The sequence below is a fragment of the Colwellia aquaemaris genome (assembly GCF_057548755.1).
The window spans coordinates 1188283-1214937 of record NZ_BAAJLV010000001.1 but is presented as its reverse complement, the minus strand read 5'-3'; the positions used below and the strand labels follow the sequence as shown (position 1 = coordinate 1214937).

At 38.0% G+C, this 26655-nt stretch carries 23 protein-coding genes and 1 other RNA gene; 9 read left to right on the top strand and 15 right to left on the bottom strand.

Translation table 11 applies throughout. The annotated features are described in order from the left end of the window. Positions 1-229: 229 nt before the first annotated feature. From AC27HL_RS05415 to AC27HL_RS05405, 3 genes are all read right to left on the bottom strand, one after another. Complete coding sequence (locus tag AC27HL_RS05415; RefSeq protein WP_487079560.1) at positions 230-907, bottom strand: putative 2OG-Fe(II) oxygenase; 678 nt, start codon at positions 905-907, stop codon at positions 230-232. Positions 908-1110: 203 nt separating this feature from the next. Beyond that, a complete protein-coding gene (locus AC27HL_RS05410) occupies positions 1111-3951 on the bottom strand; it encodes a TonB-dependent receptor plug domain-containing protein (protein ID WP_487079558.1) in 2841 nt (946 codons plus the stop codon). A gap of 766 nt (positions 3952-4717) precedes the next feature. Beyond that, entirely contained in the window at positions 4718-7570 is a 2853-nt protein-coding gene (locus AC27HL_RS05405) for a TonB-dependent receptor domain-containing protein (protein ID WP_487079557.1), read from the bottom strand. A gap of 598 nt (positions 7571-8168) precedes the next feature. Here AC27HL_RS05405 and AC27HL_RS05400 point away from each other — a divergent pair. The 3 genes from AC27HL_RS05400 to AC27HL_RS05390 all read left to right on the top strand — a co-directional run bounded on the left by AC27HL_RS05400 (position 8169) and on the right by AC27HL_RS05390 (position 9941). Next, positions 8169-8951 carry a sulfite exporter TauE/SafE family protein gene (locus AC27HL_RS05400; RefSeq protein ID WP_487079556.1) on the top strand — a complete coding sequence of 261 codons (783 nt, stop codon included), beginning with the start codon at positions 8169-8171 and terminating at the stop codon, positions 8949-8951. 10 nt (positions 8952-8961) lie between these two features. Continuing rightward, complete coding sequence (priC, locus tag AC27HL_RS05395) at positions 8962-9564, top strand: primosomal replication protein PriC (RefSeq protein ID WP_487079554.1); 603 nt, start codon at positions 8962-8964, stop codon at positions 9562-9564. 116 nt (positions 9565-9680) lie between these two features. Then, a complete protein-coding gene (locus AC27HL_RS05390) occupies positions 9681-9941 on the top strand; it encodes a late competence development ComFB family protein (protein ID WP_487079552.1) in 261 nt (86 codons plus the stop codon). Positions 9942-10435: 494 nt separating this feature from the next. On the opposite strand, the gene ffs is transcribed toward AC27HL_RS05390, so the two are convergent. The 12 genes from ffs to pspA form a co-directional block, all read right to left on the bottom strand. Next, an RNA gene (gene ffs, locus AC27HL_RS05385) (signal recognition particle sRNA small type) lies at positions 10436-10532 on the bottom strand. An 86-nt stretch (positions 10533-10618) separates the two neighbouring features. Further along, the gene (locus AC27HL_RS05380; RefSeq protein ID WP_487079550.1) at positions 10619-11203 is read right to left on the bottom strand and encodes a lysophospholipid acyltransferase family protein; all 585 of its coding nucleotides are present in this window, start codon (positions 11201-11203) and stop codon (positions 10619-10621) included. A 13-nt stretch (positions 11204-11216) separates the two neighbouring features. Next, positions 11217-12080, bottom strand: a complete 864-nt coding sequence (locus AC27HL_RS05375; protein ID WP_487079548.1) for a DUF3014 domain-containing protein — start codon at positions 12078-12080, stop codon at positions 11217-11219. Between the two features lie 60 nt (positions 12081-12140). Next, positions 12141-12779: a maleylacetoacetate isomerase gene (gene maiA / locus AC27HL_RS05370; protein ID WP_487079546.1), complete on the bottom strand. Its 639-nt coding sequence runs from the start codon at positions 12777-12779 to the stop codon at positions 12141-12143. A 48-nt stretch (positions 12780-12827) separates the two neighbouring features. Beyond that, entirely contained in the window at positions 12828-14378 is a 1551-nt protein-coding gene (tyrR, locus tag AC27HL_RS05365; RefSeq protein WP_487079544.1) for a transcriptional regulator TyrR, read from the bottom strand. A gap of 112 nt (positions 14379-14490) precedes the next feature. After that, positions 14491-14829, bottom strand: a complete 339-nt coding sequence (locus AC27HL_RS05360) for a 4a-hydroxytetrahydrobiopterin dehydratase (protein ID WP_487079542.1) — start codon at positions 14827-14829, stop codon at positions 14491-14493. A gap of 10 nt (positions 14830-14839) precedes the next feature. Next, the gene (gene phhA, locus AC27HL_RS05355) at positions 14840-15652 is read right to left on the bottom strand and encodes a phenylalanine 4-monooxygenase (RefSeq protein ID WP_487079540.1); all 813 of its coding nucleotides are present in this window, start codon (positions 15650-15652) and stop codon (positions 14840-14842) included. A gap of 207 nt (positions 15653-15859) precedes the next feature. Beyond that, positions 15860-16876, bottom strand: coding sequence for a YcjF family protein (locus AC27HL_RS05350; RefSeq protein WP_487079538.1), 1017 nt, complete (start codon positions 16874-16876; stop codon positions 15860-15862). Next, positions 16873-18303, bottom strand: a complete 1431-nt coding sequence (locus AC27HL_RS05345; protein WP_487079536.1) for a YcjX family GTP-binding protein — start codon at positions 18301-18303, stop codon at positions 16873-16875. Before AC27HL_RS05345 ends, AC27HL_RS05350 begins: the two co-directional genes overlap by 4 nt. Positions 18304-18528: 225 nt before the next feature. Beyond that, positions 18529-19005: an envelope stress response membrane protein PspC gene (pspC, locus tag AC27HL_RS05340; protein WP_487079534.1), complete on the bottom strand. Its 477-nt coding sequence runs from the start codon at positions 19003-19005 to the stop codon at positions 18529-18531. Beyond that, positions 19002-19229: an envelope stress response membrane protein PspB gene (pspB, locus tag AC27HL_RS05335; protein ID WP_487079532.1), complete on the bottom strand. Its 228-nt coding sequence runs from the start codon at positions 19227-19229 to the stop codon at positions 19002-19004. Before pspB ends, pspC begins: the two co-directional genes overlap by 4 nt. A gap of 56 nt (positions 19230-19285) precedes the next feature. Then, positions 19286-19954 carry a phage shock protein PspA gene (gene pspA, locus AC27HL_RS05330; protein WP_487079530.1) on the bottom strand — a complete coding sequence of 223 codons (669 nt, stop codon included), beginning with the start codon at positions 19952-19954 and terminating at the stop codon, positions 19286-19288. A 191-nt stretch (positions 19955-20145) separates the two neighbouring features. Between pspA and pspF the strand changes: the two genes are divergently transcribed. From pspF to AC27HL_RS05300, 6 genes are read left to right on the top strand one after another with little or no spacing between them, the layout of a single operon-like run. After that, positions 20146-21246: a phage shock protein operon transcriptional activator gene (pspF, locus tag AC27HL_RS05325; RefSeq protein ID WP_487079528.1), complete on the top strand. Its 1101-nt coding sequence runs from the start codon at positions 20146-20148 to the stop codon at positions 21244-21246. Positions 21247-21255: 9 nt separating this feature from the next. Then, positions 21256-22869, top strand: a complete 1614-nt coding sequence (locus AC27HL_RS05320) for an ABC transporter substrate-binding protein (protein ID WP_487079527.1) — start codon at positions 21256-21258, stop codon at positions 22867-22869. A 1-nt stretch (position 22870) separates the two neighbouring features. After that, on the top strand, positions 22871-23899 hold the full coding sequence (locus AC27HL_RS05315; RefSeq protein WP_487079525.1) for an ABC transporter permease: 1029 nt from the start codon (positions 22871-22873) through the stop codon (positions 23897-23899). Further along, positions 23889-24782 (top strand): ABC transporter permease subunit, encoded by an 894-nt coding sequence (locus AC27HL_RS05310; protein ID WP_487079523.1) that lies wholly within the window; start codon positions 23889-23891, stop codon positions 24780-24782. The genes AC27HL_RS05315 and AC27HL_RS05310 overlap by 11 nt, the downstream gene beginning before the upstream one ends. Beyond that, positions 24782-25774 (top strand): peptide ABC transporter ATP-binding protein, encoded by a 993-nt coding sequence (locus AC27HL_RS05305; RefSeq protein WP_487079521.1) that lies wholly within the window; start codon positions 24782-24784, stop codon positions 25772-25774. Before AC27HL_RS05310 ends, AC27HL_RS05305 begins: the two co-directional genes overlap by 1 nt. Then, on the top strand, positions 25771-26556 hold the full coding sequence (locus tag AC27HL_RS05300; protein WP_487079520.1) for a peptide ABC transporter ATP-binding protein: 786 nt from the start codon (positions 25771-25773) through the stop codon (positions 26554-26556). Before AC27HL_RS05305 ends, AC27HL_RS05300 begins: the two co-directional genes overlap by 4 nt. The last annotated feature ends 99 nt before the right edge of the window (positions 26557-26655 follow it).

Genomic DNA, 26655 nt, shown 5'->3' with positions numbered 1-26655 from the left:
ATTAAGCCAGCCTATATCAAAAGATATTTAAGTTATTGCTTTTTACGCTACAACTCAACAAGTAGCATCGATTTGACTGAATCTGTAAAAATTACTTATTTTAAGCATAAGTACAATCGTTTTAATTAATAATCAACAATATAAAACAGTAGTAAATTCATTTTTAGTGACCTACTATGCAGTAAGAAATATAACAGTTAAAATGCTGTATATTGAGTTTTGATTTGCTCTACTTCCCTCCAACGATATTATCACCCGTTTCCTTGTCTACAAACCAACTATTGAAAGCAATACAAACCCTCTTACCTTTCCCAAAAAATGGCGTTACTTCGTGCGCAAGATAAGAAGGGAAAAGGACTAATAGCCCCGGCATAGGCACTATATTAAACGAACCAGAATTAAATGGTTGCTGAATGTTAAAGTTGCCTTTATCGAGAAACATATTAGCGCCGGGTCTTGTATCTAGAAAACGAATAACCCCATTATCTGGTCGATCACTATCAGGTTGTCCGTCATCGATATAGTAAACACCAGACCATGAAGCCATTGAGTGAACATGAGATGAGATATATCCAGAGTCACTAGTTACATGAAACCACGCATCATTTCTAATTGAGTACTTGTCTAACACAGAGGGTGAGTAATTATTGAGCTTACATACAATATTTTTTAATACATTGAACGTAAAGCTTTTTAACGTTTGTACGCACTCATCTGGCCATTCAAATAAATCCATTTCAGAGTCAAAAATATTTACTCGAAGAGTTGGAGCTGGCGTAGAGTTGGTTTGATTATTTTCAACTTTTTCATTTATTAGTTGCTTGAGCGCAGCATTTAAATTAGAGCTATCTGGGTGTACTACCGTAACTATAGGCGAGGCGAAAATTGGCTTTATATTAATTTGCATAGTTAAAACTTTTCTAATGAGGCCAATAATATATTGACATTAATTTATTTACCCATGAGTAATAGTAAAATATTTATAAAACTTATTACATTGCAGTGGTAAGAGATATTAATATTCTACAATAAATTAAAAGTATTCAATTTATTGTAATTACAAATAAAGAGGGCACCCTTAGGTGCCCTTAAAGTCTACATTGTTAAATCTTAAAACTTAACGCCTACATTAACATACATAAAGCGTGCTAAGTTTGGATCATACAATGATGCATCAAAGTTGTTTGCTGACAAACCGCCCCACCAAATTTCAGGATCGAATTCTTGATCAGGTTGCTCGTCAAACACGTTCTTAACACCTACAGTAACTGACATGTTGTAATCAGAAACAAAGTAAGTCGCTTGAAGATCTTGATAGAACAATGCATCCGGGTTTGTTTGATAATTATCACTCAATTCTTGTGAGCTTGCATTACAATCTAAACCAGTATCACCAGGGTTTAAACAAACATCATGGATATATCGACCAGTCCATGACACTGTCAAATCGTCCATTGTCCAATCAACACCAAATGTACCTTTCCAACGCGGTAAACCGAAATCACCGTATTGTAGACCAGCACGCTTAATCTCTGTATCAGCACCACCTGCAGGATCTTCGTTAATATCAGTGAACTCATCTAGATAAGTAGTATCTGCACTTAACTTAAAGTCACCAAATTCAGTTTCAAAACGATAAGTCATATTGATATCAACACCAGACGTTTCAGTACCACCTGAGTTAATAAAGTTATTACGAATATCAACTATGTCACCTGTAATTGGTGAACGATCCATCTTGTTACAGTAAATTGTACCTGTTGTAGCACATTGAGTAACAATTGTAGCTGCACCAACACGACCGATAGAGTCTTTCACTTCAATATCAAAGTAATCAAGTGTAATTTCAAAACCGTCCAAGAATTCTGGGCTATAAACAAAACCAGCAGTAAATGATTCTGATGTTTCAGGTTGAAGCTCAGCTTCACCAGGTCCTATTTCTGATGTTTGAGAAGTACGAATCTGAGGGTTAGATTGAGTATATGTATCAGGAACTCCCGCACAACCAGGGTTATTAGGATTCGCTGTAGCACCACCGTTACACGGATCTGTAATTCTTGGGTATGAATCACCACCACCACCAAATAGGTTAGCAATTGATGGAGCACGGAAGCCTTCTGCTAATGTAGCTCTGAACATCAAATTGTCCATAGGACGGAACTCAGCACCAATTTTAGTAGTCGTATTTGAACCATAAGTTGAATGTTCAGTTCTACGTGCAGCCAAAGACAAGTCAAGCATATCTTCGACTACAGGTACAGAAAATTCAGCATAGTATTCATCTAAACGGAAACCACCACTAGTAGCATTACGTTGGTTACCAGAGCTAATGCCTGCTTGAGTGTATGGGTTAGGAACATCAGTACCTGACTCTAAACGATGCTCAAAACCAGCAGCCATGTAAACTTCACCAGCAGGTAACTCAAATAGCATACCATTCACGTTAATTGAGTAATCTAACATGCGTTGAGTGTTAGAATCAGTACCTTGGAAAGTAATGTAATCAGCCATCTCTTGCGTTACAACACCTTCACCAAATAGGTTAAGTGGTACACAACCAGAAGTATTATTACAAGTATCTAGATCACCAAGAGCTAAACCAATTGCTTGCATGTTTAATAAACCAGTCGTATCACTTGTATTACGTGATTCGCCGTAAATAAACGATGCATCCCAAGCCCAGCTATCATTAATTTCGCCTTCAATTGTAGCACTGTAACGATAAGTATGAACATCTTGTGTATAAACACGTAATCCAGCCTCTAACATACGACGTTGAAGATAAAACGCGTTTTCGTTACCTGTTAATTCGCCGTCACCATTCATATCGTTATTGTCAAAATAAAGATCGATACCAAATGGGTTGTACGGGTTAGTTGCACTAATTCCACCTTGAGCACTGTTAGGTCCAAAGATAAAACCTAAAGTTAATGGCATAGCTGCTAAGTTTTGAACTGATTTACGATTTGAGTAAACAAAGTCAGATGAGAAATTCAAAGTATCTGATATTTCATAGTTACCACTTAGGTATACACTTGTTCTTTCATTTGGTGTTAACAAGTAGTTAGTTGGAGCATAATTATATCGGTTACCAGCAGAATCTGCATCACCGAATGAAAATCCTGTAAAATCTGAAGTTTGTAAACCATCAGAAAGATTAGCACCTTGCAACGTCATGTTAGAAGCATAATCGCCGCCTAAAATATTGTTAAGCTGACGGTAACGACCCCATGGAGGACTAGAGCTATAGCCAGTTTCAGATTGTTTACGATCACCAGCCCAAATTGTACCTTGGTTATCGTAGTTCACAGTCGCTAAGAAGCTACCTTTCTCACCTGTAATACCAAAAGTGAAATCAACGTGACGTTGACGACCATCACCTTCTTCAGTCTCACCGTAGTAAACGTTTAGTTCTGCACCTTCAAAGTCTTTCTTAGTAATAATGTTAACTACACCTGCAATGGCATCAGAACCATAAACAGCTGAAGCACCATCTTTAAGAACTTCCATACGTGCAATAGCAGCAACAGGGATAGTGTTTAAATCCACTGAAGAACCAACACCAGACGATGCTGAATTCATCCAACGCTTACCATTAACTAGTACAAGAACACGTTGTGAACCTAAGTTTCTTAAGTCGACTCGAACAGAACCGTCACCGCCGTTGTTCACAGCAGTATTTAATGCTGAACCTGCTGATGGAAGATCTTGTAATAAATCACCAATAGAGATAAGACCTGTTTTTTTGATATCAGCTGCCGTAACAATTGTTACTGGGCTTGCAGATTCTAAATCAGCACGTTTAATTCGAGAACCAGTAACCTGAATTCGCTCAACATCCGTTGCACCTTCAGCTTCTTCAGCGGCAAATGCTGGTACTGAAACCGCAGTTGCTGCACCAAACATCATAGCTAAGCGTACGGCCTTAGCGACTTTGTTATTGCTATACATATTTACTCCCTGGATCACTTTCGTGACTCTAGTGTTTAAAATCAAGGCTATTTTGCCCTGTTTGTTTTTATTTTTGATCGTAGACATTAATCTATCGACCTAGATATTAAACTTAAAATTGTTAATGGGTCAACACAATTAGTTACGTTTTCCAATATATAGTTACACACTACCCTTCAACCCTTACATGCAGTAAAAACCAAAACCCTAATTATCAATAAGTTACGCTACATTTAGAAATATGAAAATTTAATAACATTTTTTATAAATAGGTCATACGCACTGTTTCTTCATCATCCCAAGAGAAAAATAAAAACATTGAAATACAAATAGATAGCATTACAGTTGAATATTTATTTGATTAAAAAACAGGTTTTGTAACAAACACATGATATAAAGTTAAATAACTTATTTTTTGCAAAATCCCTATAAAGTTTTCTTTAACTTTGCAATTTTGTAAACTTTATTAGACAGTTTTATAGAATTGGATCAAATTTTTAGTACCAAATTTAAAACTAGTGATATGTGAAATTACTGAGCAGTTACCGATATAAAGCAAGCTTTCCGCTTCTTGCTTTATTAATATTAGTTCATTTATATAAGAGCTTTTCGCATTAGTTCAAACTTAGCCATTCTCAGTGAACTAAAATTAGGGATTTTCAGGGCAAGAATAATTTCTATAAAGCGACAACATTGCAATAAGGATCAAAATTTCATAAAAAAGCCAGCATATGCTGGCTTTATTAATAGATTAGTTACGAGAACTTTAGAACTTCATAGAAAGACTTGCACTAAAGTATCGACCTGTTACATCATACGCTTCAGGAATTGTATTGATACCTGTAGAACCGTTAGCAGAACTTTGGTTCGCTACTGGTGGCTGCTTATCGAATAAATTACGAATTCCTATTCGACCAGAAACACTGTCAGTAAAATTATATGCCGCTGAAACATCATGATAGATATATGATGCAAAAGTTCCGTACTTATCTAATGGCTCAAAGTTAGGGAAGCTAAAGTTACTACCTTCAACTGCACTCTCAAGTGAGCGATCCCAATATCTTAAACCCCAAGTAAACGACATATCATCTAGTACGTAACTCAAATTTAGATTGGCACGATTATCTGGATTTAATACTTCACCAACGAAATCAGTCTCTTCACCACTTTCAATACTGGTTTCAACATACTCCATAGTGTGATTCCAAAGTAGATCTGCTCCGAAAGTACCTGGACCAATGTCTGCACGGTAACTGATTTCTATATCGATTCCAGATACATCTAAGTTGTTTTCGTTACTTGTACCTGAATGAACTTCGGTTAGTGCCCCAACAGAATTACGAGTAAATGCTCCATTACATGTAGCATCAAACTCACTAGGTGACACTTCGTAACATCTACGAATTACTGTGGTACGTAATGTAGATCTGATTGCATCTTCAATTGAAATATCATAGTAATCAAGCGTAATAGACAGCCCATCCATTGCTTGCCAAACAAATCCTGCACTAAAAGTATCTGCAGTTTCTTCTTTAACATTTGGATTACCGCCAGTTGTACCACCAGTACTTTGTGCTTCAACTTGAGTTAACTTAAATTCACCAGTTGAATTTACACGAGCATTAATTGCCGCATTAGAAAGACAATTTGCACGAACATCAGCAGCTAGCGTATCACTACCATCAAGTTGGAGGCCACCACATGGGTCTGAAACGTTTCTGAACGTTTCTCCACGCCCACCAAACAAATCAGCTATATTTGGTGTGCGTACCGCTGTTGCTGCTGAAACTCGTAACTTAAGTTCATCTACTGGCGAGTACTCCGCACCTAAATTCCATGTCGTTTGTCCACCAACAATTTCGTGATCTGAATACCTAGCGGCGGCATCTACAGACAAGTTGTCAAGTACTGGTAAATTAAACTCAACGAATACATCATTAGAGTAAAAACTTCCATCTGTTGGATCTGACTTATTTGTACTAGACGCACCAACTTGCGCTAAATCTCCAGGGTTGTATACACCTTTTTCCAAACGATGTTCAACACCAAAAGCCGTCGCAATATTACCACCTGAAAGCTCTATAGGTAATTCACCTGCTATTGATCCTGAAACTACAAACTGTTCAGTTACACCATTTGTTTTCGCAGGCGATTTAATATAATCGATTGCTTCTTGCGACGCACCTCTAAAGGTGAAAATATCGAAAGGTACACAACCATTTAAACGCGCAGCTTGAGACACACATTGCATATTACCGTCTGCATCTAACTCTACATCCAGTGCATTTGCAGTGCGTTCAACGTTAATTTGCCCACCATTCTCTTGCGTTTGATTTGTTCTACCCCAAGTCATATATACATTGGCAGCCCATTCATCATTTATATCCCAGTCTATCCCTTGCGCGATTCGAATTGTTGTTCTTTCAACATCTGTTGAACGTGGACCAAATTCAAGCATACGACGAACAAATGCGGTTTGGTTTAAGTCCGTAATACCATCAGCTAATAAGTTTGTTCGTAAAAGTTCAGGAACTAGCGGAGAGTACACTGACATTCCACCTTCACCGCCTCGATCTTTAAACCAAACATCATCAACTACATCAAAAGGAACAGGCTCAATAGTCGACCCTTTTGTTTGTGACATATTGAAATTCGCTTCTGCAAAATAACGTACAGAGTCGCTTAACTCTTGGTTAATTGAAAAGGCTGCATATTTACGCTCAATCGGTGTAGATAACTGACGAAAAGCAGCACGATTAAATTTATCACCTGTTTCATCATTAACATTGTTAAAACGCTCACCTGTGCCAATATAACCGCTACTTGCACTACCAATACGTGCATATGGGCTAAAAGAAGAAAACAGATTAGTTACCTGTTCTTCACCATCAATAACAGTGATAGCTTGGTCATACTTTGAAAATTCACGATCTGACGCTTGCAAGCCTTTATCTTCATCAAACCCCATAGCAAAAGTAGCACTACCTGTATTCCAACTGCCACCAGTAGTTATATTGAATGCAAATTTTTCCCGATCATTTTCTGAAGAACGTCCGGTTTGTACGTCGACTTCAACTCCTTCTATTTCCTTACGTGTTATTATGTTCACCACACCAGCTACAGCATCCGAACCATAAATTGCCGAAGATGCACTTTTTAAAATATCAATTCTTTCAATTAAAGCTGTAGGAATTGAGTTTAAATCAACAGCATACCCTACAGAAGGTGACATACCAGAAACAAACCGTCGACCATTGATTAGAACCAATGTGCGTGAAGATCCTAATCCACGTAATTGTGTTGTCTGCAAACCGATAGTTGAGCCTGCAAATGTATTATTAGATGTTCCTAAACCTTCAATAGAAACGGGTGATTGATTCAAAACATCAGCAACGTTAAGTGCACCTACTGCTTCAAAGTCACTGCGACTTATTGATGTAATAGGTACTGCCGACTCTAGATCTGTTCGTTTGATACGTGAACCTGTAACCTCAATTCGTTCAACATCATCAGCTTCTTCTGCCAAAGCCGAAAAACTTGGTATAGCTGTTAATACTGAACTAGCACTAAACACTAGCGCCAATGATATTGATTTTGAAACTCTACTTTTATTATACATGTTGTCTCCCTGCATCACATAAGTGATGTTCATGTTCTAAATTTCAGAGCTATTAAATTGCCCTGTTGACTTCATTGCTTTTAGCGAGCTGTTAAGTACAGCCCTCCGAAGCAAGATTTAGAGACATACTAGGTGGCCTAGAAAAAATTAAAAAACCTCATTTATTTCTATTTATTAACCGACGAAACACTTTGATTACAAATTAAATAACAAAAACAAAAAAAACAAAAAAAACCAATAAAAATCAAAGAATAAAGCACAATCATCAGAGTTACATTTTACGCAACACAAAGTTACAGACGATAAACACCGAAACATTTACAAACACTTTAAATCAATACAAAACAACCACTTAACAATAAAAAACAAAATTCACTATTAAACCAACAAGTTGTTGAAATATATGTATAGACAGAAAAGACCTTTAATATCAGCAAGTAAAGACGTGCTTAAAAAATACTGACAAATACCGAAACATTTTCACCCATGTAAATTATGTCTAATTATTTCCTTCCAAAAAAAATGCATAAAAAACACTCATAAAATCAATAATTCACTGTGATATAATCATCTTTTCACTTTTCACTTTTCGGTTTTTATGGTTGTTGACCCAGTCTTAGACTTGAGTTTATGGATAACTCTATGTAGCGTTGGCTTTATTGCAGGCCTTATCGACGCCATTGCGGGTGGTGGAGGTATGTTGACAGTTCCAACACTACTTACTTCAGGGTTACCCCCACATGTAGCATTAGGCACAAATAAATTGGCAGCCTCTTTTGGCTCGTGTACCGCATCATTTGCGTTCTATCGCAAGAAACTTTTCAATCCTAAATATTGGCTATGGGCAATTATTGCAACCGCTATAGGTGCAATTTCAGGTACGCTAATTGTAAACTTTCTGTCTGTTGAGTTTTTAGACAAATACATCCCTGTACTCATCATAATTACGGCTGTCTATACCTTACTTGCTAAGTCCACTAATCATGGCCAACATGGCCTACCAGAAAAAACAGTTAGCGTAAAAATCAAGCAAACTTTGCAAGGGCTTATTCTAGGCTTTTACGATGGTATTGCTGGCCCTGGTACTGGCGCATTTTGGGTTAGTTCTTCAAGTATCTTATATAAGATAGAAATTTTATTAAGCTGTGGCTTAGCAAGGTTTACTAACTTTGTTAGCAATTTTTGCAGTTTATTAACTTTTATTTATTTAGGTCATGTAAATTTTATTTTAGGGATCTCAATGGGGATCTTTATTATGATAGGTGCATGGGTTGGTGCCCATTGGGCAATAAAATTTGGTAGTAAGTTTATCCGACCTATTTTTATAACTGTCGTTATTGCTATGTCGATTAACCTTGGCTACCAAGCGTGGCTTACTTAAGAAGTATGATATGCAGCAGGCGATAAAAAAAATTCAAACTATCTTAGCGCAACTTGCTCAGCAAGCCTCAGATATAGATGAAATTAACAAACGCTCAAAGTCCCATAAGATAATACAAGACAATGATATTTTTGCTGAGGCGTTATTCTCTACTCATAGTGATTTATTTGCGCCCTATGTCAAAGAAGTGCAAAACAAAACTAATGAGCTTGCCAGGTTACTCGTGGCACAAAAAAATACCCTTGCTCACAATCGCATACAACAGATAGAACAACAAATTTCTGCTTTGCGTACTGCATTAAACTCGAATGCCACAATCCATAAAGATGCAGATCAACGCTTAATTGCATTAAAAGCCCGTCGATACAAAAAGGCGGCGCAAGCCGTTATGCAATCAAGCCATAATTTACATAAAAAACTCGAAGAAACATTTGAATTTGAACGCCGATTGTTAAATATGATAAAAGAAAGAGAGTTGCAACGTCAGCAAACAAGCGCGGCACTGAGTAATCGCCTCTCCGACGAAATACTAGCGCTACATCAACGTTTAGGGCGATGCCGGCAAGCAATATCAAAACTAGAAAGAGAAATAGCGCAAACAAAAAAGTTTTAAAGATAAATTCCAATAAACTTTTTCATTAAAATCGATATAACAGGTGAAAAGTAAAAACGAATTCAGTACTCTAAAGCAATAGTTAATTATATTTCTGCCACTTAAGAGACATTTCTATGAAAATTTCTGATGATATACATAATTATTATGAAAACTTGGTAAATCAACATTTCACAGCACTAAAACTCGAAGAAAAATACGACAGTGAGTTTATTGCTGATTTAGTTTGCGTTGTTTTAAACCAACTCCCAACACGCTATATTCGCCACGAAGTTGACATGGCATTTTACCTACCAGCATCTGAACGATTTGAAATGGAAAACAATGTTAAAGTCGCAGTGGCTAAAGCACTTGAGTTTATGAAAGAAAATAGCTAAAGCAAGCAATAGTTATATTGTTAGGGCATCTATAGTTAATATGGGCACAACTCCTGTGCCCTTAATTTAAACCACACGCACTGCTGCTAAATCACTCAACCACGACAGTAGAAACCTAAGTGAGCTATCAATACGCGTTTACTCTCTGAGACGCCATCTATCACATTTTATTTCAAGTAAACTTTTATCACGTCAGGTATTTTGGGGTGATTAAGACTGTTAACGGGCTGCTGGGATTGAACGCCCTGGTGTTTTGGTTTATCCGGCGCACCATAAAGAATGTGTCTAACCTTTCTCAAAGCCTCGTTCTTACAACGAGTTTTTAATGACTTACAGATGGATTGATTTCGATAGTAATAAATAGCATTTCGATAGTATAAATGAAGAATATTTGCTGACTTCATTGTAGTACCAATTGTAGCACTAGCTTATTAGCTTGGCTTTATCTGGTGTAAGTCATTGATTAATGTTTATAACATAAAATTGGGTGGCAACCCAATCAGCCACACTCCGGCACATGAGTCGTCTGCTGCGGTTGCTTCCTTCCGGACCTGGCCGAGTTCACAGAGTATCATTGCGAAGGGACCGAAAGGGTCACCATAGATGGCTTAGAGATTTAACTAAGCGCGCGAATTATCGCTAATAGCTTAGTCAGTTGCAAGCGCTAGTTTTGAAATTCAAACTGCTTGCGGATTTTTTGCACAAACATTGGCGAAGACTTGCTTAAACTCAATCAATTCCTGTGAAATGTCTCCAGAAATATCAATTGCAGGATGAAAAAATATTTCTTTTTTAGCAAAGTCGAAACTTGCTGGCACAACAGGTACACCCGCTTGTTTGGCAATATGTAAAAAACCTGTTTTCCACTCTTTAGTTTTACTACGAGTACCTTCTGGAGCAAGCCCTAATAAAAAGCTGTCATTGTGTTTAATTTCTTGAACTATTTGCCCGACAACACCGTGACTAGAGCTTCTATCGACAGGAATTCCTCCAATTGCGGTCAAAACAGACTTTACCGGCCAACGAAATATACTCGCCTTACCCAAAAAAGAAACTTTAAGCTGCAAGGTAAACATTGCAGCAATACCAACGAAAAAGTCCCAATTTGATGTATGAGGAGCCACTGCCAAAATAAATTTAGGTTGCTCAGGTAACTGCCCATTAATCGTCCAACCACACCAAGTAAGTATATTTTTGGCTAGGCTATGCAGAACACCGTAGTTTCGAGTTGGAATGCATGCTGGTACTTTAGGTATATTCATAGCAGCTATACACTTATCGAGTCCTAGCTAGTTTTTCATTAATTTCTAGCATAACAGACTTAATAACCAGTAAATTTTCTTTCCCTAAACGTAACATGAGCTTTTCAGCATCGTCTAATGACTCTAACGACTCATCCTTATATTTATACATAACACTTGGGCGCTCTAATTCAGGTAATGTTTTTGGTACTTCCATATCAAGCACTTTGCTAATTGCCGCTTGTAAAACGTCACTAAAATCTTCGTTAGGATAGCCGAGCTCTTCATATGCTTGGTCAATAAGAGGTTTTAATTCAACATACCATTGCACCAACATTTCGCTGTCCATTGAGCGAAGTAAATCAACGTATAAACTAAATCGACGAGTATTACTTTCATCCCACTGCCAACCGCTACCTTGTGAAGATTTTTGCTCAATCGCGGTAAATTTACTTGTTGGCTTAGTAACAGGAGCGTGTTCGTAAGCCAAGGTACCTTGACTAAAGTTATCAGTAAACACAACAAAACGGCGGATCATGTCCTCTGTCACCATTAACTTTAATAACTCTTTACGCCAAGTTAAATTAGCCAATTTATCACTAAACCATGAGTCACTTTCATCAAGCGATGGCAAAAGCACTTCAGGCTCCAACTCTACCACTTCTTCAACTACTGGGGTAATCTCAGGCTCAATTATTTCAGGTTCAACAACCTCAGGTTCAATCTCTATTTCAGGCGCTGGAGCGGCTTCAACAACAGTAGCGGTAGGAGCAATATCTTTAGGCTCTTCATCTGCAGCAATAACATAATAATAAATTACAAATGTAACAATTGCAGCGATAATAACCGCGATGATAGCCCATGGCGTTTGCTTTTGCTCAGTATTTTGTAATGACATAATAACCTTTATATTCAATAAAACTTAATAACCTAAATGGTAATTTACGGTTTTGATTTATTATTGTGCATCCGCCTGATTTTCCGGTAATGCAGCGATAAATGCAGGTAAACTATTACAGTTATTCACCACTCGATTGATATGTGGGAATGCGCTCATATCAAGATTAAACCGATTTGCATTATACACTTGCGGTACCAAACAAATATCGGCCATAGTCACTTCATTACCAAAGCAGTAGTCGCCGGCACTGACTTTCAATTGTTTTTCAATGGCAGCGAAACCAAGCTTCATCCAATGATGACTCCAAGCCAATTTATCCTGCTCAGTAACTGACAAAGATTTCACTAGATACTGTTGCACTCTTAAGTTATTCACCGGATGGATCTCACATGCAACGTCTAATGCTAATGCTTTAACTTTAGCCTTTAGGGCTAAATCTTTCGGATAAAGCGCTACCGATGGATACTTTTCATCTAAGTATTCAATAATCGCAAGTGATTGATTTAGCGTTACATCTTCATCAACATACGTTGGAACTAAATGTGTAGGGTTTAACTGCGTATAAGTATCTTGGTGCTGCTGTCCGCCATCTTTAACTAAATGCACAGGTACAGTCTCAAACGTTAAGCCTTTTAAATGCATAGCAATTCTAACGCGATAAGCAGCAGAAGATCGCCAATAACCATATAACTTCATGATAAATTCTCAAATAACTTTAATAACTGAAAAGGGTCAAAAGCAATGTTAAATTTTGACGGTTTTTTTATTAATATCATAATCACGCAATTTATTTGCTATTGCGGTGTGACTTAAGCCTAATTTTTTTGCCAATTGTCGGGTGCTTGGATAGGCGGGGTAAAGTTTGCGAAGTAAATCAGCCTCAAAGTTCTTCACGGCCGCGTCCAACGTTCCTTCAAAATCTTGCTCTAAGTAACCATGTTCTCTCGTATAAGCAGGCAATTGCAAATGAGAGGTCATAATAACATTGCCTTCAATCAAAGAAACCGCTCTAATTAATACGTTTTCTAATTGTCGAACATTACCTGGCCACGGATAATGTTCAATAAATTCAAGACACTCTTTATCAAACGAAATATGGGTCTTGCCAATACGTTGACCAAACTTAGCAACAAAAAGTTCCGCCAGTGGCACAATATCTGAACGCCTTTCTCTTAAAGACGGAATATTTAAACCTAAAACATTTAATCGGTAATATAAGTCTTCGCGAAACTCTCCTAATGACACCATATTTAATAAGTCACAATTTGTAGAGCTGATGATGCGCACATTCACTTTTATTTCTTTTTCATCATCGATACGCCTAAACGTGCCATCTTGTATTACTCGTAATACTTTTGTTTGTAATTTAGCTGACATTTCGCCAACTTCATCGAGAAATATCGTACCACCGTCTGCTGACTCAAAAATACCACGTTTACTATTTGCTTGCCCCGCTGTACCAGAGCCAAATAACTCGGTTTCTGCGACATCATCAGGTAATGCTGCACAACTTAAAGTCATAAACGGCTTATCTGCTCTATCACTAGCACTATGACAAGCTCGAGCCAACAACTCTTTACCTGTTCCAGTTTCACCAACAATTAACATAGATGAGTCCAACAATGCCATACGCTTTGCTTCACGTAGTAATTTTCTCATTGCACTACTGTTGGCTTGTATACCTGAAAAATTATTATCGTTTGCTTTTTTAAAAGCACTAATTTGCTGCCCTAACCTTGCTTCTGATTTCAGGATCAACACCGCACCTGCAAGAACCTGGGTTTCGCCGCTTTCTGCTACATGAATTGGAATAATGTCAGCAACAAAATCGTCATCTTGAAATTTAATTCGACGAGTTTGGGCAAGTACTTCATCGCCATCTAGCCAGCGCGTAAAGTTAAAGCCTTTTAGCCAATTACTAACATGTTCACCAATAATATTTTCCATTGTTTCACACATGATTTGCGCTGCAATATTATTTACCATGCGTATTTGCCCTTTGGTATCTACCGAGATAAAAGGGTCTGGAAAAGTTTTAACTAAGGTTTCAAATTCGTTTCTTTCTCGCTCAGACGGCATATATGGTGTTGTTTTTACATCAACAACACCATCAATTAAACGTAATTGTGGCATAAAGTCTTGCAGCTCTGAAAACTCTAAATCAGGTATATTAATAAAAATTTTACCTGGCTGCTTTAATTCAATACCCCGTAAATCAATGCCACGCTCAACGAATATTGCCAAGACATTTTGTGCAATACCAACTCGGTCTTGGCAACCAATTTCTAAACGCATTCTATAACCTCAAACACACAACTAGTTTCAATGTCTCTATTGTAAACTAATTTTTACAACAAAAAAAAGCCCCCTTTAATAGGAGGCTAGTATTTATTGTTGTAAGTAAACGTTACAGAAGCTGGTCTGTTTTTGCAGCACAAATAAAGTCATTCTTGTGAAGCCCTTTAATAGCGTGCGTCCACCAAGTAACTTTTACTTTACCCCATTCAAGTAAAATTGCCGGATGATGAAATTCTTCTTCCGCTAACTCAGAAACTTTATTGGCAAATGCCCATGCTAACTTATAATTTTTGAATTTATACTCTCGTTCTAACATCATAACACCATCATTCACTGCTGGTATCCAATCTGGAATTTGAGCTAGCAAAGCACCTAATTCGTCATCGCTTACTTTTGGTGCATCGACTTGACATGCTTCACACTGTTGATTTGATAATTCTGCACTCATAAAATTTCCTTTAACTCGCTTTTGATGTTGATTTTAATTCAAATTTTGGCGGATGCATGCCGATATCTCTCGCTTTTCGCACCAATGCCATTATCTCTTCTACTTCTAATTTACGAATATCATCTAAGTCGCTTACTTTCGATAACATAAAGTAAACAGGCTGCATAATATCAATACGATATTGTGTTCTAAGCACGTCTAAAACATCAAGCTGTTTACGCTCAACATTTTTATCATTTAATGCATATTCTGTTTCACTTGGCGACGACAATATACCACCACCATATACTCTTATGCCCTCTGGGGTATCTAGTAAGCCAAATTCGACAGTAAACCAATATAACCTTGCTAAAAATACACGATCTTCTTTCGATGCGTTCAAGCCCATTTTACCGTACGCTTGCGTATAGTCAGCAAATGAAGAATTCGTTAATAACGGACAGTGCCCGTAAATTTCATGAAAAATATCAGGTTCTTGTAGGTAATCAAACTCTTCACGCGAACGTATAAATGTTGCTACCGGAAATTTCTTTTCAGACAATAAGCGGAAAAACTCACCAAAACCAATTAATGCAGGTACCGGCTCACAACTCCAGCCCGTTTCAGCTCTTAAAACTTCACTGACTTCTTCAAGTTGTGGTACGCGATCTTTAGGTAAATTTAATTTTTCAAGACCTGTGATAAACTCATCACAAGCGGTATTTTTCACCGTTGATAACTGACGTGCCAGCAATTCTTGCCAAATTTTGTTTTCTTCCGCAGTCCAAGCAATAATACCTTGCTCATCTGCAACTTTGGAAACGTATTTAGTCGCCTTTGCCATTCTCTTAACCCTAATGTATTAATATCAATTTATTGCTTATGTTAGTTTGATATTGTTGTAATAATTTTGTTGCTTCAATACTAAGGCAACTGAGGTAGAAAAAGCACGACTTTCAAGTCGGCTATTTTTCAAACAGTCATTAAGAGTGTAAAATTTGTGTTACATAGGAATGTACAGCGAGATATTTTTATCCATTAATTCATAGCTCTAGCGTTTAGATACAATTAATGATTGCACCTGGCTGACGATTTTTTGTCGTACTTGGCCAAGTTTTGGCGCTTGTTCATCAAAAGGTATCGGACGACACATATGCATAGCCTTAATACCTAACCTTGCAGTTAGCATACCTGCCCCGAGCCCCTGCGCTGTACGTGCTGATAATTTACCCAGCAACTCTGCACCAAGTAAATCAGCACCTAGATCTGTAACAAGCTCACTGGCGCCAGCATACGCCATATTAATAATAACTTGCTTAATTAATTTAACCCGACTCCAATAGCCTAGCTTTAATCCGTATAAAGCGGCTATTTTGTTAACTAAACGTAGATTTCTCCACAGCATAATTAGCATATCAATAATGGCTATTGGACTTAACGCCACAAGTACCACCGCCTCAGTGGAAAATTTTGCTATTTCAGTGAGCGCTTTTTGATCAACTTGCGAGAGCACGTTACGTGAATAGAGCTTCATCACTTCAGCATCATTAAATGCAGAAAGATCTAATTCCTGCCACTTACCTTGCTCGTTTTCTGCAAGATCGCAAGGGAGTCGTGCCGATAGTTTTGCACAAAAATCTATGGCCGTTTCTTTGCTTTCACCTTCACTAATATCTCGAGCTTGCTGTTGTATGTATTGTTGTTTTTTAAACTGCCTAAGGCCTGATAATTCTCGCCAAACGCTACGGCCACACACCACAGATAAACCGGTAAGCAGTGCGGCATAAAGCGAGGCTATAATGGGCGATTGATTAAAACCATTAATAAAAAACTGCACAGTTTCAATAGCAATTAAGGTTGCAAATACTAAGGTAATACCGCGCCAAAGCCAACGAGGTTTATGTGAGTCGACAATTTCATTATCTCGACTATTTTCAAGCTGCTCATCGAGCAGCCAATCACGGTCATCTACAATAATTTGTGGGGTGTTCTCTCTTATTGCATCATCCGTAAGCTCAACTTCATCAAACAATATTTGTTGCTGATATTTTTCGTCTACTTCGCTCATTTTAATTTGTCTCCAAGTAAAAACTGTAACACTTGGTCCATACGTAAATGGTTCAAACATTCGTTGTGCTCAGCTGACTGCGCAGGAGCAAAATTTATATAGTTAAAGGCTTGTTGTTGCCAATATTCCTGACTTGGAATTGATGCTGGCACAGTTCCCGGAAATAAGGTAATTTTCTTGTCGTTACTTAATTGCCGTCCTTGTATCACAGGAATAGTTTTTCCTTGGTATTGGCTTTTACCTACCTTTGTCGCCTTAACTGATGCTAAAGCTAAGGTTTTCATTTTAATACTGTCAAAATTTAATGTTTGCTTAGTTTGATAAACTAACTTATTCAATAAAGAAACAAGGTTTGGATGCTGCTCGGGCGTAACATGATCAGCTTTAGTGGCAGCAAATAATAATCGATCAATTTTGGGTGATAATAACCGTGAAAGTATGCTTGATTGACCATATTGAAAGCTCTTCATTATCATAGTTATAGCATTTTGTAAGTCAGCAAAACTTTCAGGACCTTTATTTAATGGCGTCAAGCAGTCAGCTAGCACTATTTGACGGTCAAAATTAACAAAGTGCTCTTTATAGAAACGACGTATAACGCGTTCTTTATATTCAATATAACGAGCACGTAACATGCCGATATAACAATCATCTGTCGCGTTTTGATATTCATTACCGTCAATATTGTTAAAACCAACAAATGGGAAGAATTGCAAAATAGGTGCGTCTTCTAACTCGCCAGGCAAAATAAACCTTCCGGGCTGAATTACGGATAATCCTAATTGATGACGAAAATGCAGTAATAACTGGGTATACTCTTGTGATAATTGTGCAAGTACATTTTCGTCGACTGGAGCAAAGGGGTCAAAAGCCTGTAGCTTCTCTAGAAAATTATGGGCATGTTCTACTCGTGGAGACTGTGTTAAAAGCTCAGCCATTTGTACCGACCACTCTTCGTAGGTTTGCGACAACATTGGCAGATCGAGCAGCCACTCACCGGGGTAATCAGTAATATCAAGGTAAAGCGTTGCCGTTTGAGTTGCGTATTTCAACAACGAATCTTTTGGCTGATAACGAATCGCTAATCGTAGTTCACTAATACCATTAGTTGGCTCTGGCCATTTTGCTGGTGACTGGCATAACGCATTCATAGCACCGTCATACTCAAATCTAGGTATATGTAAATTCTTTTGTGGCACTCGTTTTGCCGCAATGTAGCGCCCTTGATGTATAACATCAAAAAAACTCAGTTGGGAATTACTGCCCTCATTTAACAATTGGTTAACCATTGATGTGATAAATGCCGTTTTACCACTACGACTAAGTCCAGTAACAGCCAAAGTCACATGCTGATCGATAGAACGATTGAGAATATCATTAGCTTTTTGCTTTATTTTATCTAACTGCGTTTTCTTAATAAGCGCCATATTCCACTACTACTTTGATGATTTAACTTGTATCGCTTTAACTATTTTTTTACCTAGATTACATGACATTGAAGCGGCACTATTTGCCTTGATGGTAGCGTTTTTTCTAATTTGATTACAGTACTTTATCTGTCAATATTTTCATTTCCAGCATTAATTTGATAAAGCCATTAACATCAAAATACGCTATTCAAACATAAAAAAAGCGGCTGAGCCGCTTTTTTCTTACAGTTTATTGATTTCTCTGGACACCGTAAACTCAGGTGATGTGACATAATGTTCTATCACTCTTAATTCACGTTCTAGGGTTTTAAACTTGCGCCTAATATCATGAAACGCTTGTTTTGGTGGCTCACCGGCTTGCCATATACGCGACTTAACTTTAATCGACTCATTAGCAAATGCTTCATTTTCGCTTTGCTGCTGCGACTGATGCTCTTGTGTCGTTGCATGATGGCTATGCTGGTTTCTATGTGCATTTCGTTTTGCATTAACTGCACTACCTGGCTTTTTATCCAATATAAACCAAGCGGCAATATAAATTACAATAAACCATCCCATGCCTAGCAATACACCTGAAACCACTAATATACGTACTAACCAAGTTTCCCAACCAAAGTAATCAGCAATACCTGCACAAACTCCGGCTAACTTTCCTTGGCTCGTATTTCGATATAACTCACCTCGGGGTTTATTGGTCATACTTTATTTCTCCATTCTGGGGTTTCAGCATCTAAAATAGCTTCTAGGGTTTTAATTCTATCGGCCATTTTGTCGGCTAATTCTGATAGCTCAGACAATTGAATATACTCTTCTTCACTGAAGCCCTGACTTATTTGGCGTTTGCTTCGATAATGTAATATCAACCAAATAGGTGCTACTACTATCATAAATATAATTACTGGAGCGATAATAATCTCTTCCACAATACTTCTCCTTAACTTGCACCTAATTCAGGTAATTGTTGTTCACGTATAATAATTTATTTTTTTGGCTCTGATTTCATTTTAGCCTTCAATTGCGCTAATTCATCATCAATTTTTTCATCTGATGCTAAATCTGCGATTTCATCCGCTAAAGATTTACTACCCATATCATACGATTCAACTTGCGCTTCAATATCGTCAATTTTTCGCTCGTAGCGGTCGAAGCGGCTTAAGGCATCATTAACACGGTCGCTATCAATATTCTTTTTCACTTTTAAACGTGAACTTGCCGTTTTCTCACGCATAATGATAGCTTTTTGACGTGCTTTAGCATCCGCTAATTTTTCTTGTAACTGCGTTATTTCATCTTGCAGTTTAGTAATATGCTCATCAACATGTTGTAGTTCATCGCGCAGCGACTCTGCACTTTCTACACACTTTTTCTTTTCCATTAGTGCGGCACGAGCTAAGTCATCACGACCTTTACTTAATGCTAGCTCAGCTTTGTCTTGCCATTGCGTTGCGTCAGCCTCAAAGCGGCTTGCTTGACGCGCCAACTCTTTTTTATCAGCTAGCGTTTTCGCCGATGAAGAACGAACTTCAACTAACGTGTCTTCCATTTCTTGTATGATCAAGCGCACCATTTTTGCAGGATCTTCTGCTTTATCTAATAAGTTGTTGATATTAGAATTAATGATATCTGTGAACCTTGAAAAAACACCCATAATTACTTCCTCGTTCAATAGTTTGCTTAAATTGTCTTACCATTTACTATTCATGTTCTGAGCCAAGTTTTAATAAAGTCATAACCACATGAAATATATAGAATTATTAATAATTAAAAAAAGACTTCTATCTAAGCTATTAATAAAATACACTATTTGTTAGTGAAATAAACCAATTATTAGGTCAGTAAATGGCAGGCTTTAACCAACAAGATAATCTCATTGGTCAATCTAACAGTTTTTTAGAAGTTCTTGAGCAAATTTCTCAAATTGCTCCGCTAAGTAAACCTGTGCTCATTATAGGTGAACGAGGTACGGGTAAAGAACTCGTAGCCGCTCGTTTGCATTATTTATCAAAGCGCTGGGACCAAAACTATTTAAAGCTCAATTGTGCCGCATTGAATGAAAACCTACTAGAAAGTGAATTATTTGGTTACGACAGTGGCGCATTTACCGGCGCAAGTAAACGTCACGAAGGCCGTTTTGAGCGTGCAGACAATGGTACTTTGTTTCTTGATGAAATTGCTAACACCTCAGGCTTAATTCAAGAAAAACTTTTAAGAGTTGTCGAATACGGCGAGTTTGAGCGCGTTGGCGGCTCTAGAACCATTAAAACCAATGCTAGGCTAATTGCAGCGACAAATGAAGATTTACCGTCAATGGCTGAATCTGGCGAGTTCCGTGCTGACTTACTCGACAGGCTCGCTTTTGATGTTATTACCTTACCACCATTACGTGAACGCCTAGATGATATTTTGGTACTTGCAGAACACTTCGCAATTAATATGGCACGAGAGTTAGAGTTTGAATTATTTAGTGGTTTTACTGAAAAGGCAAAAAGAGCGTTATTGGAATATCATTGGCCTGGCAATATTCGTGAGTTGAAAAATGTTGTAGAACGCAGTGTTTATCGCTGCAATAATCCCCACTTACCTGTACATGAATTGGTTGTAGACCCTTTTGAATCCCCTTATAGGCCTTCAAAAAGAGTCAAAACACAAGACCGTATTGTCAGTGCGCCTGAAACAGCTAGCGCAGACACAGAAAGCCCAGTACCAGCCCAAAGTAAAGTGGAGCAAACGCTTCAACCAGCAAGTGCCACTATTGAATTTCCAATTTCACTGAAAAACTTATCACAGAACTATGAGGTCGATTTGATCAAGTCTGCATTAGCAAATTGTCAATATAATCAAAAGAAAACCGCAGACGCGCTTGAATTAACCTATCATCAATTAAGGGGTTATTTAAAAAAGTATAATTTACTTGATTCTAGTGGTGCCGACGAAGAATAAAAATCAATTATGACTAATTCTAAATTCACCAGCATTATAATGTTTATAGCACTGACTTCGCTATTAGGTTGTGATTCAAATGAAGCACTTTTATTAAGTGAGAAAAGTATTATTTATTGCAGCGAAGGCACGCCTGAAAGCTTTAACCCTCAGCTTGTTACATCCGGGACCACAATTGATGCTACTTCCAACCAATTATATAACCGTTTAATTGAGTTCAACCCAACTGACAACTCAATCATCCCGGCAATCGCTAAGTCATGGCATGTTACGCGCGACGGAAAAATGGTGACCTTTTATCTTAGAAAAGACGTTCACTTTCATGAAACCGCCTACTTTATTCCTACCAGAGCACTTAATGCTGATGATGTGTTATTTAGCTTTCAACGTATGCTTGACCCAAACAATGAATATCATATGGTATCGGGTGGCAAATACCCCTTCTTTCAAAACGCACAACTTGCTAATTTAATTGATAGTATCGAAAAAATTAATGACCATACCATACGCTTTAGACTTTCACATCCTGATAGCTCTTTTCTTGCTAATATCGGTGGAAACTCGGCGGTAATTTTGTCAAATGAATATGCCCAGCAATTAATCGAACTTAATGCCATGCAAGAACTTGATACCTTACCTATCGGTACAGGGCCTTTTAAATTTAAGCAATATAGTTCAGGTGCCTTTATTCGCTATGAGCCACATTTGCAATTTTGGCGTCAGCCTTCAGAACTAAAGCAGCTAGTTTTCGATATTACACCACGCGATACCGGTCGTTTAACAAAATTACTTGCCGGTGAATGTGACGTTATTGCTTACCCTATTGCCCACGAAAAAATAACTCAGCATCCTGATCTTACACTAGAGTCTGTGACATCGTTCAATGTCGGCTATTTTGGTTTTAATACCAGAAAACCACCATTTGATGATCCGCTAGTTAGAAAGGCTCTCTCGTATGCAATAAATAAACAAGCAATTTTAGAGACAGTTTATACAGGGCAAGCAGATATCGCGAACGGATTGATCCCTAATTCTTCTTGGGCATATGATGAAAGTATTGATAGCCAAGAATATTCAATATCAAAAGCGCAAGAGCTATTAACTCAAGCAGGCTACGCCGATGGTTTTACTATGGACTTATGGGCAATGCCAGTGCAACGAGCATATAATCCTGATGCCATCACTATGGCTAAACTTATACAAGCTGATTTAAAGAAAGTTGGCGTCACGGTTGATATTGTTTCTGATTATGAATGGTCGACATTTTTAAGAAAAATATCTGAAGGCGAGCATCAAAGTGTCTTACTCGGTTGGTCTGCCGACCATCCCGATCCTGATAACTTTTTCTCTACTTTATTAAGTTGTACTTCAGCAATTACTGGCAGCAATAGAACCTTTTGGTGTAACCAAGAATTTGACCAGCTAATTCAAAGCGCCTTACAAACTGATAATATTAACAAGCGAAAACAGCTGTACTCAAAAGCCTTAAAACTTATTAACGAAGCGGTGCCATTAATACCTATTGCACATTCTAAAAGGTATCAAGCCCGAGCGAATACGGTAAATGGTAAACTGTTGCGCTCAATAGGCGGCATTGATTTTAACGGGGTAACAAAAAATTAATATGCTGATATTTACCCTACGCCGTTTTAATTTATTCTTTTTCACCATGTTGTTATTAACAATATTGTCTTTTAGTTTAAGTTTTTTGTTTCCTGGCGAACAACTCATTAATTTAACAGGTCAAATTAATGCTACCCCCGAACAACTAGCAATACTAGCCAATGAATACCAACAACAATCAAGCTTTGTTAGCCAATACTTTAGTTATGTAAGCCACCTATTTCATGGTGATATGGGTTACTCTATGACCAGCCACTTACCTATAGCCACTGAAATATTCAATCGCTTACCCGCAACAATTGAATTAACCTGTGTCGCGCTAATAGTCGCCATGTTTATCGGTATCCCTGTCGGATTTGTTGCCGCAATTTATCATCGAAAAGCAGCAGATAACACCATTCTTGCCATTGCTATGCTTGGCTATTCAATTCCCGTTTTTTGGCTAGGAATTTTAGCTATTCTAGTATTTTCCATACAGCTAGGTTGGCTGCCTTCTGCCGGGCAAATAAGTTTACTATTCGAAATTGAGCATGTAACAGGTATACAGCTTATTGATATATTAATTAGCGACAGCCCCTATAAATGGCAAGCATTTATTGATGCAACACGACATTTAATATTACCGGTAATTGTTGTGGCCTTGGCCCCTGCCACTATCTTTATGCGCTTAGCACGAACAGCCATGTTAGAAGTTTTAGAAACACATTATATCAAAGCAGCTAAAGCAAAAGGTTTAACGTTTTGGCAAATTATTTACCGTCATGCGATGCGCAATGCCGTCATTAAAGTTATTCGCGATGTAGGGTTACAATTTGCCAACTTAGTTACCATCGCCATGGTGACAGAAGTAATTTTTAGCTGGCCCGGTATCGGTCGCTGGTTAATAGAAAGCATATACCAACGAGATTACACCGCAATTCAAGGCGGGCTGATCGTGCTTTCAACCTTTATCTTTATTGTTCATATTATAATCGACTTTGTATATGCTGCACTTAATCCTTTAGCTCGGGAGCCTCAACATGGCGCGTGATAAAATCTATCAGGAAGAGGAATTCCCAACGCCATTAATGCAACTATGGCATAACTTTAAACAACCACCTGTGGTTATGATTGGCTTTGGCTGTTTTTTATTTTTAATTGTGCTGGCAATGCTATCCAATTTGATCACGCCTTACTCGCCAATCGAAAACCATTTAAACGATTTATTACTGCCGCCAGCATGGGATCCTCAAGGGAATGTCAGCTTTTTATTAGGTACAGACAACCTAGGTCGAGACATGCTCTCGCGCTTAATACATGGCACTACTTTAACATTTGGTTTGAGTATTATTGTGGTTATAGTTTCGCTAATTATTGGCGTTATTATCGGCTCTTTTTCAGCGCTCACCAAAGGTATAAAATCCAGTATTCTTAACCATTTTCTAGATGTTATTTTATCAATTCCATCACTTTTATTGGCCATCGTTATTGTGGCGATATTAGGGCCAGGATTAGAAAATACTTTATGGGCAATCATTATGGTATTGATCCCGCAATTTGTTCATATTACTCGAAACGCCGTAAAAGAAGAATTCACAAAAGATTATGTGCTTGCGTCTCGGCTCGACGGTGCCAGTTCTTTACGAATATTACGGTATTCTATTTTTCCAAATATTATCGAAAAGCTTATTAGCCAAGCGACACTGGCGCAATCTGCCGCAATTCTCGATATTGCAGCACTCGGCTTTTTGGGCTTAGGTGCCCCAATCCCAATGCCAGAATGGGGCGCTATGCTAGCCAATGGTATTGATTTATTTTATATCGCACCTTGGACGGTTTACTTGCCGGGACTCGCCATATTATTTTCAGTTATTGCCACCAATTTAGTTGGTGAAGGCATGCGTCACGCCCTGAAAGTGCGTAAGGAAAGCTAATGAATTTAATTGATATTCGTAATCTGTCCATCGAACTTCTTACCACTTCAAAACCAATACTTGCTGTCGACCGAGTCAACCTCACCATGAAAGAAGGTGAAGTTAGAGGCTTGGTAGGAGAATCTGGCTCAGGAAAGTCACTATTAGCGCAGGCTATCGTTGGTGTGCTCGACGACAAATGGAAAGTAGATGCTGACAGGTTCCACTGGCGTGGCCAAGACTTAATGCGTTTATCGCTTGATGAACGTAAAGCCATTATCTCAAAAGATGTTGCTATGATATTTCAAGAGCCTATGGCCTGTTTAGACCCATCAACAACCATAGGCGAACAATTAGAAGAAGCCGTTGATGAAGAGCAATTGTCTGGCTTTTTTTGGCAAAAGAAAAAGCAACGTCAACAAGCTGCAATTACCTTATTGCATAAAGTTGGAATAAAACAACATGAAGTCTGTGTCAAAAGTTTTCCACACCAATTAACGGAAGCTTTATGTCAACGGGTAATGATTGCGATGGCTTTAGCTAGAAGACCCATATTACTGATTGCTGATGAACCAACCGCAGCAATGGAAAGTACAAATCAGGGCCAGATATTTAGGTTATTGGCGAGCCTTAACCAATTAAAAAATATGTCGATATTACTTATTAGTCATGACCTAGAAAATGTCACCCACTGGACTAATGCCATTACGGTTATGTATAGTGGCCAATTCGTTGAAGCTGGCACGACAGAGCAAATATTTAACCAACCTTATCACCCTTATACGCGCGCACTTGTCGATAGTAGCCCGAAAGCGAATATACAAATTCCCAGTAAATCTCGCTTAATGACACTACCCGGTAGTATTCCTATTTTGCAACATTTACCCATAGGTTGCAGACTAGGGCCAAGATGCCCTAGAGCGCAGAAAATGTGTGTACAGGCCCCTAAAATCAAAAATTTTCATGGTCAACAAGTTAGTTGCCATTTTCCATTGAAGGATAGTTACTCGTGAGCAAAGTATTATTACAAGTAATCAACCTTAGTAAGAGTTACAAAGATAAAAACTATTGGTTAAATCGCAAATGTGTTGCGGCATTAGAGCCTGTTTCTTTTGATGTTATGGCACATAAAACATTGGCGGTTGTCGGAGAAACCGGCTCAGGTAAATCAACTTTAGCCAAGCTACTCGTTGGTGCTGAATTACCAACAACAGGGCATATTCGCCTTAATGGCCAAACACTAGAAGCAGGAAACTTTAAACAGCGCTGCCAGCACATTCGAATGATATTTCAAGACTCAGGTACAACACTGAACCCAAGTTTAACCATAGAACAGTTACTGGATGAGCCTTTACAGCTCAACACTAGTTTAAATGAAGCAGAGCGTCACCAGCTTATTAGAGAAACATTACAAAAGGTTGGCTTACTTGCTGATCATATGAGTTTCTATCCTCATATGTTTTCTGGTGGTCAAAAACAGCGTATTTCACTTGCCCGAGCTATTATTTTAAAACCACAGGTAATTATCTTAGATGAAGCTTTAGCGTCACTTGACCCTTCTCTACGCTCTCAAATGATTAATTTATTATTAGACTTGCAACAGCAAATGGGACTTGCCTTTATTTTGATTTCACACAATCTAGGTATTGTTAGGCACTTTAGTGATGACATGATTGTACTGTGTAAAGGCGAAGTTTTAGAAGCAGGGAAAACTCAAGAAATTTTACAGAAGCCGAAGCATAAATATACCAAGAAACTCATAATGAGCCAGCATTTTCAATTGTTACATCGATAATATAATAACTGTACTCTCCCCGTTTAAGTTGGTAACTAATATCCATTTCATTTACTAGCAAAGCTACTTATTTATCAACAAGCATAAAAAAACCAGCCT